This is a genomic window from Defluviicoccus vanus (genome assembly GCF_014672695.1).
Taxonomy (GTDB): domain Bacteria; phylum Pseudomonadota; class Alphaproteobacteria; order Rhodospirillales; family Defluviicoccaceae; genus Defluviicoccus; species Defluviicoccus vanus.
On record NZ_CP053923.1, the window covers coordinates 2,865,406 to 2,882,577 of the forward strand.

A 17,172-nucleotide genomic window follows, 5' to 3' on the forward strand; every position below is an offset into this window, starting at 1 on the left:
CACCTCGTCGAGCGAGATCCCGATCCACTGTTCGGCGATGGGAGCCTTTGGCGAGCGCCGGCCGGCGATGCCGAGCAGCTCGCGGACCTTCCGGCGGATTGGCGCGATCTTGTAGTCGCCGGTGCATTGGCGGCGGATCATGCCGACTCCGACCCGTTCGGTCGGCACGATGCGGGAGCCGATGGCGACGAGATCACCGTTCTCGTCCTCATCATAGACGGGCAGCTCCGCGCCTGCCGGCGTCACGGTGCGGGTGAAGGCCGGGATCGAGGCCCATCGCTCGCCGCGCGCGCCGGCGAGAAGGTCGGCGCGCAGGTCTCCGGCCGAGACGATATGGACCGGGAAGGGCAGGACGTTGGGCGATCGCAGCCAGGCGAGATGCTCATAGACGGCCCTCGGCTCCCAGCCGGTATCGGCGAAGATCGCGCAATCCGGTATGGGGCCGATCTCGCCATGCGCGGCCATCAGGGCGAGCGTGGTGGACTGGACGCCGGCGCCCAGGCTGAGAACACGCAGGCGGATGGACGCCTGCTGTTCGGGGATGGCGCCAGTGGGGAAGACGGGGGCGTTCATCACGCCGCCTCCCGTTCGTCGTCGGCCATGCCGACGTCGGCGTCCGGCAGGAAGCCAAGCAGCCAGTCGGCCGCCCTGCTGGCCTGGGACGCGGCGCGCACGATGGCGCGATTGTCCTCGCGCAGCACTTCGAGCCAGGAGCCGATGTAGTCGGCATGTCGGACGGTGGNGGGCGTGATGCCGAGCGAAGCGCAGCAGAAAGCGGCGTTGATCTCGGCGACCAGCTCCTCGAAGGCGTATTTCTTCGAGCCGAAGCCGCCGGTGAGGTCACGGCCGAGCCGGGAGGCATGGCCGGTCGCGTGCCCCAACTCGTGCAGGGCCGTGCGGTGCCAGTTGATCGGCTCGAAATATGCCTGGGGCGGCGGCACCTGCACAAAGTCGTGCGCCGGCACATAGAAGGCGCGGTCGCCGCCGATGCGGAAGTCGATGCCGGTCGCCCGGATTAGGGTCTCGACCCGTGGCTCGATGAGGCCGGGCGGAGGCGGTGGGGCCACAATGGCGACATCCTCCGGCAGTCCGTCGCATTGCGCCGCGTTGAACACCGTGAAGCGCTTGAGGAACGGGATCGCGGCGGCTTCCTCGCCGGTCTCGCGGGCGCGGCGCTTCTCGTCCTCCGGCGTGAAACGGTCGGCATAGACGACGGTGGTGCCGTGTTCGCCGCGGCGGACATTGCCGCCAAGCGACAGGGCCTGGCGGAAGGTGAGCCAGCTCTGGCCGGGAAAGCCGTGCTGGATCACCGCGCCCCAGAGGATCAGCACGTTGATCCCCGAATAGTGCCGCCCGGTCGCGGCGTTTCTCGGCATGGCGAGGGGCGCCTTGACCGAGGCCGATCCCCAGGGCTGGACCCAGGGGAAGCGGCCCGCCTCCAGCTCGGCGATGATCTTGCTGGTGATGTCGTCGTAAAGGTTCGTCCGGCCGGAGCCGGCACGCCCGTTGCGGTCGTTCCTGAACATCGCGGTTCTCCGCGACGGGCGCCGGAGACCTCTTCTCCAGCCCTCAACCCGTCACGGAAACCCCGTCCGCACTCTCACTCTCCAGGGGGCGTTGCGGGGCAGGCTGTGCAAAAACTCATTCGTCTAATCCGCCGCCGCCAGCACCGCGACGCGCGTCTCACCCCGCTGGCGTCAGTCGCTCGGCACCGAAGGCATTTACTGCATGGAGGATGTTGAAGGCGACAATCGAGAGAGCCGCTTCGGCCTTTACCGCTCTGAGACCTCGCGTGAGGAACCTTCCGCCGCCGGACATCCGTTTAATCGTGCCGAAGGGGTGCTCTACAGTACATCGGCGGGTCACCATCAAGCTCGGATCCGCGTAGATTCTGGCCTCCATACGATCCAGCGCCGCCTGATCGAACAACCGATGGATGGTCCGTTGGGCGCCGGACGTGCATCGGCTCTTCAGCCGACAGTCTTTGCATGCGGGCGTTCTATATCGGATCGCACGGTTGCGGGTATGTTTGCCGGATGGTCTCAACGTCTTGCCGGCGGGGCACCGGATTGTGTCGGTCTCCTCATCATACACGAACTGCGCTGGCCGGAAAAAGTCGGTGCTCATGGCGCCGCGTTTGATCGGCGCCGCGACCTCAATATGGTCGCGCTCGCATTGCGCGACCGCCTGGGCGTTGGAGTAACCGCCGTCGGCCAGGACTTTGAGCTCGTCAACCTCAAGCACCTCCATCGTCGCCATCGACATTGGATGCAGGAGCTGGCTGTCGTTTGCCTCGTTGGTCACGTCGTGATGTATGATCAGGCCGCTATCTACATCGACCACGCTTTGCATGTTGTAGCAGGGTGTCTTGGGAGAACGTCCATAGCCCATCGGCCGCGCGTCGGACTCGCCAAAGACCAAAGCCGTCTCGTCGCGATCCTTCAGGATGTCCTGCCGGCGCACGAGCCTGTCTTTGCGGCGCCCGAGGGTCTCCATCGCAGTGGTGAACGCCTCCCGATGTTTGGGCTGATCGTCGAACCCCTGGGCCACTGCCTCATCTATGATGTCGAGCCGTTCAAGGTAGTAGGCGATCTCCTTTTCGGTGTGCGCAACGTCACGGGCCAGCCGGTCGGCGCCAGCGATGTTCTTTGGGCTCGCGACCGCGCGCATCTTCGTCCCGTCCAGCGCGACCAATCGACCGCTGATCAAGCCGGTTTCGCGGCAGAACTGGATGAATGCAGCGCTGGCGCCGACAATGGCTTCCGGATTGTCATGACGAAAGGAGGCGATCGTTCGGTAATCCGGGGCGAGCCGGCGCATTAGCCAAAGCGCTTCGAGGTCGCGGACACACGCTCGTTCCAATTGGCGTGAGGACCGTACCTGGTTGAGGTAGCCCCAGATGTACAGCCGGAGCATATCGCCTGGATGGTATCCAGGGCGGCCGGTGACCGCAGCGATAGCGCGACCGAAGCCAAGCTCAGCCAAGTTCAAGCTGGTAACAAAAGCATCGACGACTCGGACCAATGCGTCCGGGGAAACATAGTCATCAACACAAGGAGGAAGCAGGTTGACCTGATCTCGCGCGAGTCCCTCAATAAAACTCATGCACACCCCGGCGCGGAAGATGGGAAGATAATTGGATTCTACACTGACAGGTTCATTAGTAAAAGCTTGTTCTTGGCTTTGAACATCTGCGCTAGGCGGCGTAATAACTCATTACAGATGTTGCGGGCTTCCGAGAAGGATGAGGTCAGAATCGCCGGGTTCTCCGTTACGTCGAAGCAGTGGCCGCTTGCGCGTCGAGCTGCCACCCGTAGCTTTTGGAATCCGGTACGAGATCGGCGATGGTGAACTGATCGAGGTGTCGCGCGAAAGCTTCCAGCGCGCCTGCCAAGGCATGGCGCAAGCCGCATGCGGGCGTCACGACGCAGCTGTTGGTCGCCGCGTCGAAGCATTCGACGAATGTCCCGGTGTCTTCCATGATGCGCATGATCGAACCGACGTTCAGGGCATTGGCGGGCCGCGCCAGCTTGAGGCCCCCGCTCCGGCCCCGCACACCCTCGACAAATCCCTCCGCGGCCAGTCGCTGCGCCACTTTCATCAGATGGTTCTTCGAGATGCCATAAGCGTGTGCGATCTCGGCGATCGAATGATGGCCGTCCTTCACGGCCAGGAACATCAATGTGCGAAGGGCATAGTCGGTCTGGACGGACAATCTCATAAAAGATGCATATCATATATTGGTTTTATCCGCCAAGGCGCGTAAACCATGCACACATCTTAATCGAGTCGAGGCAGGCAATGACGTCGAACCATGCCGAGCAAGCGCGGGCACGCAAGATGGCGGATGCGCTCGCCTGCGGGATCGATGATGCGTTTATTTCGCAGCTTGTGGAGAGTTTCTACGACACCGTCCGCCAGGACGACACGCTCGGCCCGATCTTTGCGGAGCGCATCGGCGACTGGCCGCATCATCTGACGCGGATGAAGGATTTCTGGGCCTCGATCATGCTCGAATCCGGTCGGTTCAGCGGCAATCCGATGCGCAAGCATATCGCGATCGGCGAGCTTGATGAGGCGCATTTCGCGCGCTGGCAGTCGCTCTGGGACCAGACGCTTGCTCGGATCGCGCCGAACGCTGCGGTCGCGGATCGGTTTCGCGAAGCGGCACTGCGCATTGGCGAGAGCTTGCTGACCGGCATCAAGATCGACCGCGGCGGCCTGGCCGCCATTTCCGCGAGGGCCGCGTCGTGACACCGGTCCCCTACGGCGCATCGCCGATCTTCGATGAGCAAAGCCTACCCGACGCGCTGCGCAACGATCATCGCACCAAAGCAGGCACCTGGGGCCTCCTGCGGATGCTGGAGGGCGAAGTGCGGCTCGTTTTCGTCGATCCGCCGAGCGAGCAGCTCGTGACGCCCGACAGGCCCGCGATCATCCCGCCGCAAGCAACCCATCATGTCGTTCCGCTCGGCCCCATGACGATGCAGGTCGAGTTCTACCGGGAACGCCCAGAGCTTGTCGAAGACGCGGACCGTGGATGACTTCGCCCTTGCTCGCACGGTGCATGTCGTCGCGGTCCTGTTCTGGATAGGCGGCGTCGGTTTCGTCACCTGGGTGCTGATGCCGACGCTTAAGGCAACGGAACTGCCGCAGGATCGCTTGCGCCGTTTTCAGCAGATGGAGGCGCGCTTTGCCTGGCAGGCACGCCTGTGGGTTCTGCTTGCCGGCGCAAGTGGCCTGTGGCTGGTGGCGCGCGCCGATCTGTGGAGCCGCTTCCTCGACGGCCGGTTCTGGTGGATGCACCTGATGGTCGCACTCTGGACCGTGTTTGCGCTGATGTTGCTCGTCATCGAGCCGCTGCATCTCCATCGCCGCCTCGCCAATACACAGTCACCAGAGGCGGATTTCGCTCGAATGATCCGGCTGCATCAGTTATTACTTGCCGTCAGCATCATAACAATTTTGGGCGCGGTAGGCGGTAGTCACGGACTATTCTGAACGGAGGGGGTTTGGGGCATGAAGAGCTATCAAACGACATTCAGCATCAAAAGGCTGTGGATCATCCTGTCGGTCGGCATGGTGGTCATGTTCGGAATCCTACTGTTGCTGGGCCAGCAGATCTACCAGCAGGCGCCGCCCATTCCCGAAGCGGTGAAATCCCAAAGCGGCGAGACATTGTTCACGCGCGCGGACATCGAGACCGGCCAGAATATCTGGCAGTCGATCGGCGGCATGGAACAGGGCTCGATCTGGGGCCATGGCAGCTATCTGGCGCCCGACTGGAGCGCCGACTGGCTGCACCGCGAGGCGGAGGCATTGCTCGCCCTGTCGGCCTCGCAACCTCTCCCAGGCGTGTCCGCGACGCAGGCGGAGGCTATGCGAAGGGCCGGGCTGCAGGAGGAGATGCGTAGGAACACCTACGACCCTGCATCCGGCGTCATCACGGTCAGCGACACCCGCNNGCGCGCGATCCGGCAGGTACAGCAGCATTTCGTAAGCCTGTACGATGGCGGCGATCCTGCCTCGCTAAAGCTCCGCCGCGACTATGCCTTCCCGGTCTATGGCGAGCTGTCGGCCGCGGAAGCCCGGCAGCTTACCGCCTTCTATTTCTGGACGGCCTGNGGGGCGACCACCGATCGTCCGGGCCAGAACATCACTTATACCAGCAACTGGCCGCACGAACCCCTGGTGGGCAATAGCCCAACCACCGGTACATTGTTGTGGAGCCTTGCGTCGGTCATCCTGCTGCTTGCGGCGGCAGGCGCACTCATCGCCTATTACGCCAAGCAGTTCGACGTCTGGCGCGGCGACATCCTGCCCGAGGGCGGCATGGCGACCTCTGATCTTCTGGGACAGGCCGTCATCACACCGTCGATGCGGGCTACCGCGAAATATTTCTGGGTCGTCTGCGCGTTGTTCGTGGGGCAGGTGCTGCTGGGCATTGTCACCGCTCATTATGCGGTCGAGGGACAAGGGCTCTATGGCCTGCCTTTTGCAGAATATCTTCCCTACACGATCACCCGCACATGGCACACGCAACTCGCGGTGCTGTGGATCGCCACGGCATGGCTGGCGACCGGGCTCTATGTCGCGCCGATGCTCGGNGGACGCGACCCCAAGTTCCAGCGGCTCGGCGTCAACTTTCTGTTCGTCAGCCTTCTGGTCATCGTCATCGGCTCCTTTGCCGGGCAATGGGCGGCCGTCCACCGCTTCTTCACCAGTCTGACGGCGAATTTCTGGTTCGGTCATCAGGGCTATGAATATGTCGATCTCGGCCGCTTCTGGCAGATCTACCTCCTGATTGGCCTGTTCCTCTGGGTGGCGCTGGTGGTGCGCGCGCTCTGGCCCGTGCTGCGACGGGAAGGCGGAAAGTCCCTCATCTATCTCGTGCTGGTGTCAGCGCTCGCCATCGGGCTGCTCTACGGCGCGGGGCTGATGTGGGGCCAGCATACGAACATCGCCATCATGGAATATTGGCGCTGGTGGGTGGTGCATTTGTGGGTCGAGGGTATTTTCGAAGTCTTCGCCACGGCCATCATCTCGCTGCTGTTCGTCCAGATGGGCATCCTGCGAACCTCCACCGCCACCGTGATGGTGTTGTTCGCGACGATCATCTTCCTGTTCGGCGGGGTGCTCGGGACCTTCCATCACCTGTATTTCAGCGGCACGCCAACGTCGGTGATTGCGGTCGGCGCGATGATCTCGGCGCTCGAAGTGGTGCCGCTGCTGGTTGTCGGCTTCGAAGCCTATACGCGGCACAAGGTCGAGCATGAGGCCGAGTGGGAACGGATCTATCACTGGCCGTTTATGTTCTTCGCCGCCGTCCTGTTCTGGAATCTGGTCGGCGCCGGGCTGTTCGGCTTCCTCATCAATCCGCCGATCGCGCTCTATTACATGCAGGGGCTGAACACGACGGCGAACCATGGCCACGCCGCGCTGTTCGGCGTCTATGGCATGCTCGGCCTGGGGCTGACGCTCTATTGCATGCGTGGACTGACCGACGTCACGCGGTGGAACCAAAAATGGATCAGGATCTCCTTCTGGTCGCTCAATATCGGCCTTGGCATGATGACTTTCCTGTCGCTGCTCCCGCAGGGCATCCTGCAGACCTACGCCAGCATCGAGCACGGCTATGCCTATGCGCGCTCAGCGGAGTTCATCCATAGCCCGATCATGCAGGCGCTGGTTTGGGCAAGGGTGCCCGGCGATGTCGTGTTCGCTCTCGGCGTTTTCGCGTTNCCATGGTTCATGGTTCAGGCGTTCATGCACGGCAGGAAGCCGACTCCAGAAACGGCGGCCATTCCAAAGCCGGCGCTTTAGATCCGCCACTCCGCTTCCCGGCTGTACCCCGGTTTTCAACGGACGGCCGGCTAATTTCGGGCGTTGGTCGCTCCCGGCCAACGCCATTTGTCCGTGAAACGGCTTCAGGATCGCCGGACAGGCTTGCCTGATCCGTGGGTTTTAGCACAGCCTGGGGGTTCTCCCCGCAGAAGGGGTCGGCCGAGACCCTGGCTCGGCCGCAGGGGAAGGCTTTCCCCTATCCGGGTTCCCTTGAAAACTGTCAGAAACTCGCGTATATTTCCGACAGGAGAAAGATGATGACACGGCTGACCGAACAGATTCTGGCACATGCGACGGGACTGCCCGAAGGCGTCCCCGTGTCCGCCAAGGGCCTGCTCCACCTCGGAAACCGGGCGGCCGTGGATCAGGCATTGTCGCGCCTGTCGGAGCGCGGGCAGCTCATCCGCGCCGGTCGTGGCGTCTATCTGCGTCCCATCGCCAGCCGGTTCGGCACGCGCGCACCTTCGGTCGAGCAGGCTGTCGAGGCCCTTGCGACCCAAAAGGGGGAGATCATCGTCTCGAACGGCGCTGCCGCGGCGAACGCCCTTGGCTTGACGACGCAGGTGCCTGTCCGCTCGGTCTATCTGACCTCCGGGCGCAGCCGAAAGATGCACCTTGGCAAGCAGGTCGTGGAATTGCGGCACGCGCCTCGCTGGCAACTGGCCCTGGCCAACCGCCCGGCGGGGAGGCCGTGCGGGCGCTGGCCTGGCTCGGCCCCGAAAGGGCGGAGGCCGCGCTCACGACATTGAAGCGGAAGATGCCGCCCGGCGTGTTCGGCGAACTGGTCGCCGCCGCGCCGCAGCTTCCGACGTGGCTCGCGCAGAGCGTGGGAAGGGTGGCGTATGGCTGACGTCTTCCTCCAGCTTTCGGCCGAGGATCGGCGCGATGCGTTGGGCGTCGCCGCCGACCGCTCGGGCCGTCCGACCCATCTTCTCGAGAAGGATGTGTGGGTGGTGTGGGCGCTGGCGACCCTCTACGCCGCGCCGCTCGGTGAACATCTGGTGTTCAAGGGCGGCACGTCGCTGTCGAAAGCCTATCAGGTCATCCGCCGGTTTTCGGAGGATGTGGATCTGACCTACGACATTCGGGCGATCGCGCCCGATCTGGTCGGGGACAATGGTGAGGGCCTGCCGAAAACCCGGAGCGAGGAAAAGCGCTGGTCCAGCGAGGTCCGCCGGCGGTTGCCGGTCTGGGTCGCGGAGGCCGTGCAGCCCGTGATCGCGAACGCGCTGGCCGCCGAGGGGCTGGCGGCGGCTATTCGCGTCGAGGATGACAAGCTCTTTATAGACTACGAGGCGATTGCGGCCGGCTCCGGCTATGTCGCGCCCAGCGTCATGCTGGAGTTCGGCGCCCGCTCGACGGGCGAACCCGCGAGCCTGCGCGACGTCGTCTGCGACGCGGCTGGCCTGATCGACGGGCTGGTCTTCCCGACGGCGCGGCCGCGCGTCATGCACGCGGAGCGGACCTTCTGGGAGAAGGCGACCGCCAGCCATATCTTCTGCCTCCAGGAACGGCTGCGCGGCGACCGCTTCGCACGACACTGGCACGATGTCGTCCGGCTGGATGAAGCCGGCTTCGCGGAGGCCGCTTTCGCCGATCGCGAACTGGCCAACGCTGTCGCCCGCCACAAGTCGATGTTCTTCGCGGAGAAGGCCGCCGACCGCACGCCGATCGACTACGCAGCGGCCGTCAACGGCGGCTTGCAGCTCGTGCCAGCCGGCGATGGCGCGAAGGCGCTGGAGGACGACTATGCCCGCATGGTCGAGGATGGGCTGCTCTTCGATGACGCGGAGCCGTTCGAGGCGCTCATGGCGCGGTGCGCCGATATAGCCGCGCGCGCGAACAGCGCGGCCAAATAAGAAACTGGGGGATCGGGGGTATATGAGCGAAGTCGGAGACGAGCGAAAATTCCAGTTTCTGCGGAACGGCGATGCCGATCCATCGGAACTCGACTGGAACAAGGGGATCGAGAGCGCCCGCCAGGCGATTTCCGAGGCCATGAACGCCAAGAATATCGCGTTTTTGCTCGGCGCTGGATGTTCCTCCCTGATGAGGGACAAAAAGGAACTCGGCATTGCGACCATGGCGCCCCTGGCCAAGGAGTTCTGCGGGGAAACCCTCGAGGCGCGGGCGGCGGGATTCTACGGTGATCCGCCGGTCGTCGGCGCTGTCCCGGCGCCGTGGCGGCTGACCAAGGGCGAACTCGACTATCTCGATGCGCTCGGGATCGACCTGGCGAAGGACTACAGCCGGAACCTGGAACGCTTGATGGAGGTGCTGTTCGCGCAGCGGTTCGTGCTGCGCCAGAGCGAGAATCCCGATCTTCATCCCTACCGCGCTGTTCTCGACGGCATCATCAAGAAGGTCCAGGACTTCCTATGGACCCGTGTCACCCAAGGGGCCTTCGCCACGGAGGGCGACAGCACCGTGCGCGACCTCTACGAGCGGTTCTACAAGAAGCTGGTCCTGCGAGATCGGTCCTTGCCCCGGCCGTGGGTGTTCACGACCAACTACGATCATTTCAGCGAATTGGCGATGGATCGGCTGGGCATTCCCTATGCCAACGGCTTTTCCGGCGTCGTGGAGCGTCGCTTCAATCCGGCGATCTTCCGCTATGCCCTGGCCGAGCAGCTCGACGTCGCCAGCCGCAAGTGGACCGCCGTCGACGCCTTCGTCTATCTCTGCAAATTGCATGGCTCGGTCACTTGGACCGAGGACGATCATGGCCTGTTCCCGATCAAGGAGGTCTGGCCGCCGGAATCCACGAACCAGATGCTGATCTATCCGACGCCGGCGAAGCAGAACTCTTCGCTCGGCTCGCCCTACGCGGACCTGTTCCGGGAATTTCAGTCCCGGATCGTGCGCGAGCAGAGCGTGCTCATCACGGCGGGCTACGCCTTCGGCGATGAGCACCTGAACAATATCATCTACCAGGCGCTGACGATCCCGACGTTCCGTCTGGTAATCTTCGCGGCGCCGGATACGGCCGGTGAGATCGCCAAGCTACGGGCGCTGCGCGACCCGCGCATTTGGATCATTGGAGGCGACGGTCCTGCCGAGGGAACGAGGGCGCACTACTTCGACATGATCGTCGAGCATTTCATGCCGCAGCGTCCCAGCGACAGGATCGATGACGCCGTTCGCAAGGTCTTGTCCGAACTGGCGCCGAAAAGGGACGACGAGACGAAGGATGGCGAGGCATGAGCCACGACGATCGCAAACGCGCGATCGGCAAGGTGGTCTCGGTCGCGGCCGACCGCTTTGTCGTGGAGATGCACGTCGGCACCGACAACTTCACGGTCGTTGGCTTCGACGGCGTGCATTATGTGGCGCGGCTGGGATCGTTCCTGATGATCCCGTCGCAGTCGGAATATGTCGTGGTCGAGGTTGTCGGCTTGCGTGAGCGCGACGCGAGCACTCCATCCGAGCGAGGCGACTTCGATCGGGCTGGCTCCTCAAAATATCTGGACGTGGTGCCGGTCGGCATGTTGCCGATGCGTGGCGGCGCGTTCCGTTTCGGTGTGTCCGTTTTTCCGTCTCTGTATGCGGACGCACTCTATGCACTGGACGGCGAACTCGATCGCATCTTCGAGACCGAGGCGGCCGTCGAGCCGTCAGTCGGCCCGGATGGCGGCGCCTGCGAACCCGAAGGGGCCACGCGCTATCGGGTTCTTCCCATCGGCAAGTCGGTGGTGTTCGAGAACTACGACATCAAGGTCCGACTGAACGAGTTCTTCGGCGGTCATGTCGCCGTCCTGGGCAATACCGGAAGCGGTAAGTCCTGCACGGTCGCCTCGGTCTTGCAGTCCCTTTTCAGCAAGCCGGAGGAGCATCACGCCCGCGGCGCAACCTTCATCGTCTTCGACGTCAACGGCGAATATCACGCCGCTCTGAACGCTTCCGCGAAGGATGGGGCCATCGGGGTCGAGCGTGTCGTCCTCGACGGCACGGCGGCAGGCTTCCGCTTGCCGCACTGGTTTCTGGAACTGGCGGAATGGGAGCTGTTGCTGCAAGCCAGCGAGCGCACCCAGGTTCCCATCCTGCGCATGGCGCTCGGGCTCTCCACCTTGTTCTCAAATGCGGGGGCCGCAGAACTCAACAGCGTCCGCAATCATATCCTCGCCAAGTGCATCACCCAGATCATGCGCGACGACTCTTCAAGCCCGTCCAAGCATGATCGGATCATTGGTATCCTCCAGCGCTTCAGCACGAACGAGATCAACGCAGCAAATATCCGGCCATTCATTGCGATCAACTTCGGCCAAATGGCTAACCCTGCGGGTCTGGATGCTTATCTGGTTGGTCCAAATGGCTTCGAGTTGGAGGATCTGAAGCTCCCAGACTACCAGAACCTACCCTTTGATTTCTCTGCTCTCGGCGACGCAATAGACCTCGCCATCCTGTATGCGGAGGCGCACGGGAATCGGCAAATCCGCGATTACTGCTCCCAGATGGTGACGCGCTTCCAGGCGCTCGAAGATCGGCGGGAGTATGAGTTTTTGCGGCACGAGGCGGTCGGCGCGGCCGCCGACAATGGCGAACTGGAGTTTCTCACCCGGCTGGTCGGCCTGATTGGCAAGGGAGCCGGTCACACCAAGGCCAATCAGATCATCATCATCGACATGAATGATGTCGAGGACGAGGTGGTCGAACTGGTCAGCTCCGTGATCGCGCGGATGCTGTTTCGCCTGCTCCGGCGAGCTGATCCGCGCAATCGCTTCCCGATCCATCTGCTGCTGGAAGAAGCGCACCGCTACATCTCGGCGACGCCATCCCGCTATGCCGTGGACGCGACCAAGATATTCGAGCGCATCGCCAAGGAAGGACGTAAATACGGCATGTTCGTGCTGCTGGCGTCTCAGCGCCCGAGCGAGCTGTCCAAGACGGTCCTTAGCCAGTGCTCCAACTTCCTGGTCCACCGTATCCAGAATCCCGACGATCTCTCCCAGATTCGCCAGATGACGCCGTTCATCTCAGAGTCGGTCCTGAAGCGGTTGCCGTCATTGCCACGGCAGCACGCGCTGGTGTTTGGAACGTCGGTCAATCTGCCGACGACCTTCAAGGTCAGGGAGGCATCCCCGCGACCGCGGAGCGATGATACCGCCGTCGTCGATCTGTGGTTCCACGAAGAAGGTCGAGCCGCTGACATTCGCCTCGTGCTCCGTCCGGTCGACGCCGCTGCTGCGGCGGCTGGAGAGGAGCCGATGGCGGTAAACGAAGCGCCGGACGATGACATCTTCTGACCATCTGGAGACTCTGGCGCAGACACTGGAGGCCACGGAGGATTACCGGGTGATCCGGCGTCTCAAGCCACGCCCTCGCACCGTTCCGCCTCCCGGCACCCCGCTGCGCCTTGGCCTGGTGGTCGATGTGGAGACCACGGGGCTCGACCCTCAGCGCGACGAGATCATCGAACTCGCCATGACGCCATTCAACTATGGCTTGGATGGCACCGTTTTCAGCGTGGGCGACAGCTTCCAAGGGCTGCGTCAGCCGAGCGAGCCTATCGCCCCGGAAATCACCGCGATCACGGGCATCACCAACGAGATGGTGGCCGGCCAGATTATTGATCCCGCAGCGGTAGCCACATTCGCGGCGCCGGCTTCGCTCGTCATCGCGCACAACGCGGCGTTCGACCGCCGCTTTCTTGAACGATTCAGCGACGTGTTCTCGACGAAGCCGTGGGCTTGCTCGCTCAGCCAGATCGATTGGGCCGCGGAGGGGTTCGAGGGCACGAAACTCGCCTATCTCGCTCAGGCCGCAGGCTTCTTCTACGACCGCCACCGCGCGATGCACGACTGTCTTGCTACGGTCGAGTTGCTGGCAATGCGGCTGCCCCGATCTGGCGTTACGGGTCTCAGCCGCCTCCTGGACGGCGCTCGTGCCGTTTCTTGGCGCATCTGGGCGGAGAACTCGCCCTTCGACCTCAAGGATGTCCTCAAAGCGCGGGGATACCGTTGGAACGGCGATCCCGGCCCGCAGCCGCGCGCATGGTATATCGACGTTCCCGAAGCTCAGCGCGAGGCCGAGCTACGGTTCTTGAGAACGGAAATCTATCGGTATGAGGTCGATCCCCCGGTTCGGCGGATCGATGCGTATGATCGGTTTTCAGACCGGATCTGAACGCCGTCGAAGGCCGGGCTATTGCTTGCCCTGGCTGTATCCATTGCCGCCCTCGATGCTCCCGGCGGCCTTCAGCAAGTCCCCGATGGAGCGCCCGCCGATCCGGCAGGTGGCCACTACACGGTCGTAGGACTGGCGGTTGGCGACGCACTCGGCGTTTCGGCCCATGGCGATCTTTTCCAGCGCAAGCTTGGCGTTGGGGCCGCCAGGGGAGTGGAGTTCGGGCGCGTAGAAATCCTCCAGTCGTATCTCAACCCAGTTCGATGGCCCTTGGCCCACGGCCACGCACAGAGAGTCGCCGTCTCCGACATAGACCACGGGGCCGGAGAAGTGCGCTCCGCGATGGAGATACGACGGCATCGGTCCACGGTCGGGAATGGCCTTGCAGGGATCGGCCTTGGCCGCCGTCGCCATGGTCAGCGCTCCCAGCAGCAGCGCCAAGCCGATTGCGATCTGCATAGTCGTGTTCTCACTTTCGCTTCAGGCGCCACGGTCTGCGTGACAGTCGATGGTATTGATGATAGGGCTACGTCGTGAAATCGGCAGGATGCACGGACCGAACCGGATTGTTTCCTGCATCCATCGCTTGACGATAGTCCCCGAAAGTACGGTATTTCGGGGTTTCCGGGAAAAATGCAGCAATATCAAGAGCTGGCCGTTTTGGCGGGACAGTTGACGGTATAGTGCTGCAAAAAATATTTTTAACGGCGTGTTTTCAAAGAGTTATGTAGCCCGTTAATAATCGAGTGGGAGTGAATTAGGGTGGTTTCAGACCATCCCGCTCCGTGCCGGAAATCGCACCATCTCTTTGACTGACAAGGATTATTTTTCCAACCCCGTATCGCTGCATGTCACCCCAACCCGGCCACTTTGTTGGTACCGATGTTGGTATGGCGCAGGATGGTCGAGAAACGGGCTTTCGGTACCAACAGCCCCTCCTGNNATGGTATCCGATCGCNCCCCTGACCGGATGCGGATTTATGGGCGATCTCACTGATAAAGAACTGAAAAACCTCAAGCCGAGGGCCAAGCTGTACAAGGTGACGGATCGTGACGGGATGTACGCGGCCGTCACGCCGACCGGTGTCATATCGTTCCGGTACCAGTACCGGGTGAACGGGCGGCAAGAGGTGTTGACCATCGGCCGATATCGCGCCGAGGCGGCGCGCAAGCTGACGCGGGCGCCCGACGCGCTGGAATACGGCATGGAGGTCTCGCTTGCGGAGGCGAGGACACTGCTGGCGCGCGCCCGGCGTCAGGTCGAGCGGGGCGAGTCGCCGTCGAAAGCCAAGGTGGAGAAGCGCATCGCGTCAGCCGAGGCGTTCACGTTCGGCGGATGGGCGGAAGCCTATTTCAAGCACAAAGCCGATCCCAAGTCGGGGGCCGAGAAACTGGCCGACAGCACCTTGGCAATGCGGCGATCCGTCTATGATCGCGCCATCGCGGGCGAGTTGTCGAAGCTCAAGCTGGGGGAGGTGACGCCGCAGCGTCTCAAACGTCTGTGCGACGAGGTTAAGGAGAAGCGCGGGCCGGCCGTCGCCGTGCATGTCCGCGAGGTCGTGCTGCTGGTGTTTCGCCACGCCCAGGGAAGCGGGCTGGACGTGAGCAACCCGGCCGAGTCGATCCGCACCAGCGCCATCGCCACCTTCGAGCCGCGCGAGCGCGCCCTGTCGCCGTCCGAGGTCCGCGCAGTCCTGGCGGCCTTGGATCATGTGACGGCGGCGCCCACATTGCGCTCGGCGGTGAAGTTTGTCCTGCTGACCGGCGTTCGTAAGTCGGAGTTCATCGACGCAACATGGAAGGAAATCGACTTCGCCGCTGCTCGCTGGACGATCCCGGCCGAGCGCATGAAGGCCGGCAAGGCGCATGTCGTCCCACTGAGCGATCAGGCGCTCGACATTCTGACGGCGTTCCGCACCATGTTCGGTGCCAGCCGATACCTGCACCCCGGCCGCTACGACGGCGATACGCCCATCAGCAACGCCACGCTCAACCGCGTGATCGACACGGTGGTAGAGCGTATCTGCGAGGATGACCCGGACTTTCAGAGCTTCGGCGTTCACGACCTGCGCCGCACGTTTTCGACCGGCCTGAACCGCGCCAAGTTCGATGATCGCTGGATCGAGATGAGCTTGGCCCACGCACCCCGGAACCGGATCGCGGCCGTCTACAATGTGAACCGCTATCTCGCCGAGCGGAAGATCATGCTTCAGTGCTGGGCTGATATGCTCGACGCTTGGGTGAAGGGCGAATCCGCGAAAGACCTGATCGCCGATGCGAAGCAGCGCGCCGCCGAGGTCCACGACGACGAACTTGACGACGATCTCTGAGCTACATGCGGCCGCGTCCACTCTGTCAGTCGTTGTCGTTCGCGGCGGCGATACGTGCGGCGAAGTCCTCGCCGGCCATGCGGTGGCCGATGAGGTGTTCAAGCTCGGGGATGATAGCATCGCCTTTGCGTAGCGCCTCGGCGGCGGGGCCATCCACAGTGCGGTTGTCATTTGCCGGGACGAGATATGCGCTCGGCTCCGGCGTGTCAGCGGGGGCATGGTGGGTGGCTTCTACGCCCGGTTCGTCGTTGTCATTGGCGGCCCGCCAGCCGACGGGATCGGCGATCCAACGGTCGATGTCGGATTCTTTCCACCCCGCGCCGTTGACGCTGATCCTGATCTGAGCCGGGAACGTGCCCTCGGCGATCTTGCGGTAGATGGTGGACCGAGACAGGCCGGTACGGTCGAGGACGGTTTTCAGGCGGATGATACGGTCTGGTTGGCGCATGGCTGCGATGCCTCCTGCTGGCTATTTCTGAGAACTGCCAAGACAGGCAAGNNGATGAGAATTTGTTATTGTGCAATAGATGTTTAGNNGCTTCGTAGTCGTGTGGCGCAGCGGAGGCGGAAAATAGGATAGTTCTACGGTCCGAGCCCTTCGTCCCTTTCAGGCGCCTCCCTTCGGTTTGATGGTAATCGTACATTGGACCGGCTTGGCCGTTCGGGCGGCATTCTGCTCGCACCCGGCGATGACGGTGGCGTTCTCGCGCCTCATGTCGATGGCAGCGGCGGTGGCGGCCCATATCTCGGGAGCGTCGGCGCGCATGAGGCGAACGCCGGCCTCCCATAAGCTGGGCTCGCCGATCATGTGCCGGGCCATGCGCTCGGGCACATGCCAGTTTCGCGGCAGCTCACGCGCGATCATGCCGGCCACGACCATCGATATGAGCAATCCCGCGACGAGACCGCCGCTTGCCGCCCATGCGAGGTGTTTGCGTTGTTGGCGGATNNGTCCGGCGGCCGTGCCGATCAGTGCCGTGAACTCGCCCGCTGTTCGTTCCATCTGGTGGCGAGCATTGGCAAGCGCCGCCTCATCCTCGGCGCGCGCCTGTTGTCCGGCGGCGGCAATCTCCCGCGTCATCGCATCGGNGGTGAGCCTCATCGCTGGCCTCGCTGCCATCGTCTCGACGGCCTTGCGCAGAGTCTGTTGCTCGGCGGCGATCTGTCCAAGCGTTTCGGTGTAGTCCGGGGTCTCGTCCCGCCTGGCGGCGAGGCCGGCCACGGCCGCGCCGAGCAAGCTGACCTGATCGGCGAGCCGGTTGAAGGCGGCTTCGGCCCTATCGGAGTCCGGAGTCGGCACGGGAAGCAGGTTGTCGCTTGTGGCGTTGTGTATGGCGGTGACAAATTAGGCCAGGTAGCGGCGGTGATTGGTGCT

Annotated in this window: 16 protein-coding genes; 10 read left to right on the forward strand and 6 right to left on the reverse strand. The window is 63.2% G+C overall.

What is annotated here, in order from left to right; translation table 11 throughout:
• Window positions 1-572: 572 nt before the first annotated feature.
• The 3 genes from HQ394_RS12885 to HQ394_RS12895 form a co-directional block, all read right to left on the reverse strand.
• A complete protein-coding gene (locus HQ394_RS12885) occupies window positions 573-1,526 on the reverse strand; it encodes an ArdC family protein (protein WP_190260578.1) in 954 nt (317 codons plus the stop codon).
• A gap of 157 nt (window positions 1,527-1,683) precedes the next feature.
• Window positions 1,684-3,105, reverse strand: coding sequence for an IS1182 family transposase (locus HQ394_RS12890; RefSeq protein ID WP_012115015.1), 1,422 nt, complete (start codon window positions 3,103-3,105; stop codon window positions 1,684-1,686).
• Between the two features lie 166 nt (window positions 3,106-3,271).
• Complete coding sequence (locus HQ394_RS12895; protein WP_012115016.1) at window positions 3,272-3,721, reverse strand: RrF2 family transcriptional regulator; 450 nt, start codon at window positions 3,719-3,721, stop codon at window positions 3,272-3,274.
• 80 nt (window positions 3,722-3,801) lie between these two features.
• Between HQ394_RS12895 and HQ394_RS12900 the strand changes: the two genes are divergently transcribed.
• The 9 genes from HQ394_RS12900 to HQ394_RS12940 all read left to right on the forward strand — a co-directional run bounded on the left by HQ394_RS12900 (window position 3,802) and on the right by HQ394_RS12940 (window position 13,467).
• Window positions 3,802-4,254 (forward strand): group III truncated hemoglobin, encoded by a 453-nt coding sequence (locus HQ394_RS12900; protein WP_012115017.1) that lies wholly within the window; start codon window positions 3,802-3,804, stop codon window positions 4,252-4,254.
• Entirely contained in the window at window positions 4,251-4,544 is a 294-nt protein-coding gene (locus HQ394_RS12905) for a DUF1971 domain-containing protein (RefSeq protein WP_012115018.1), read from the forward strand. The genes HQ394_RS12900 and HQ394_RS12905 overlap by 4 nt, the downstream gene beginning before the upstream one ends.
• The gene (locus tag HQ394_RS12910) at window positions 4,537-5,001 is read left to right on the forward strand and encodes a membrane protein (RefSeq protein WP_041575668.1); all 465 of its coding nucleotides are present in this window, start codon (window positions 4,537-4,539) and stop codon (window positions 4,999-5,001) included. Before HQ394_RS12905 ends, HQ394_RS12910 begins: the two co-directional genes overlap by 8 nt.
• Window positions 5,002-5,088: 87 nt before the next feature.
• Entirely contained in the window at window positions 5,089-7,323 is a 2,235-nt protein-coding gene (locus tag HQ394_RS12915; RefSeq protein WP_456151609.1) for a nitric-oxide reductase large subunit, read from the forward strand.
• A gap of 278 nt (window positions 7,324-7,601) precedes the next feature.
• Window positions 7,602-8,093: a DUF6088 family protein gene (locus HQ394_RS12920; RefSeq protein WP_223291564.1), complete on the forward strand. Its 492-nt coding sequence runs from the start codon at window positions 7,602-7,604 to the stop codon at window positions 8,091-8,093.
• A 93-nt stretch (window positions 8,094-8,186) separates the two neighbouring features.
• A complete protein-coding gene (locus tag HQ394_RS12925) occupies window positions 8,187-9,203 on the forward strand; it encodes a nucleotidyl transferase AbiEii/AbiGii toxin family protein (protein ID WP_190260580.1) in 1,017 nt (338 codons plus the stop codon).
• A 22-nt stretch (window positions 9,204-9,225) separates the two neighbouring features.
• Window positions 9,226-10,548, forward strand: a complete 1,323-nt coding sequence (locus HQ394_RS12930) for an SIR2 family protein (RefSeq protein ID WP_190260581.1) — start codon at window positions 9,226-9,228, stop codon at window positions 10,546-10,548.
• On the forward strand, window positions 10,545-12,587 hold the full coding sequence (locus HQ394_RS12935) for an ATP-binding protein (RefSeq protein WP_190260582.1): 2,043 nt from the start codon (window positions 10,545-10,547) through the stop codon (window positions 12,585-12,587). Before HQ394_RS12930 ends, HQ394_RS12935 begins: the two co-directional genes overlap by 4 nt.
• A complete protein-coding gene (locus HQ394_RS12940) occupies window positions 12,574-13,467 on the forward strand; it encodes a 3'-5' exonuclease (RefSeq protein WP_190260583.1) in 894 nt (297 codons plus the stop codon). The genes HQ394_RS12935 and HQ394_RS12940 overlap by 14 nt, the downstream gene beginning before the upstream one ends.
• A gap of 18 nt (window positions 13,468-13,485) precedes the next feature.
• On the opposite strand, the gene HQ394_RS12945 is transcribed toward HQ394_RS12940, so the two are convergent.
• Window positions 13,486-13,926: a thermonuclease family protein gene (locus HQ394_RS12945; RefSeq protein ID WP_190260584.1), complete on the reverse strand. Its 441-nt coding sequence runs from the start codon at window positions 13,924-13,926 to the stop codon at window positions 13,486-13,488.
• Between the two features lie 521 nt (window positions 13,927-14,447).
• On the opposite strand from HQ394_RS12945, the gene HQ394_RS12950 reads away from it, so the two are divergent.
• Complete coding sequence (locus HQ394_RS12950) at window positions 14,448-15,797, forward strand: tyrosine-type recombinase/integrase (RefSeq protein ID WP_190260585.1); 1,350 nt, start codon at window positions 14,448-14,450, stop codon at window positions 15,795-15,797.
• A 25-nt stretch (window positions 15,798-15,822) separates the two neighbouring features.
• On the opposite strand, the gene HQ394_RS20000 is transcribed toward HQ394_RS12950, so the two are convergent.
• Window positions 15,823-16,245 (reverse strand): helix-turn-helix transcriptional regulator, encoded by a 423-nt coding sequence (locus HQ394_RS20000; protein ID WP_223291565.1) that lies wholly within the window; start codon window positions 16,243-16,245, stop codon window positions 15,823-15,825.
• Window positions 16,246-16,404: 159 nt separating this feature from the next.
• On the reverse strand, window positions 16,405-17,097 hold the full coding sequence (locus HQ394_RS12960) for a DUF6118 family protein (RefSeq protein WP_190260586.1): 693 nt from the start codon (window positions 17,095-17,097) through the stop codon (window positions 16,405-16,407).
• Between the last annotated feature and the right edge of the window lie 75 nt (window positions 17,098-17,172).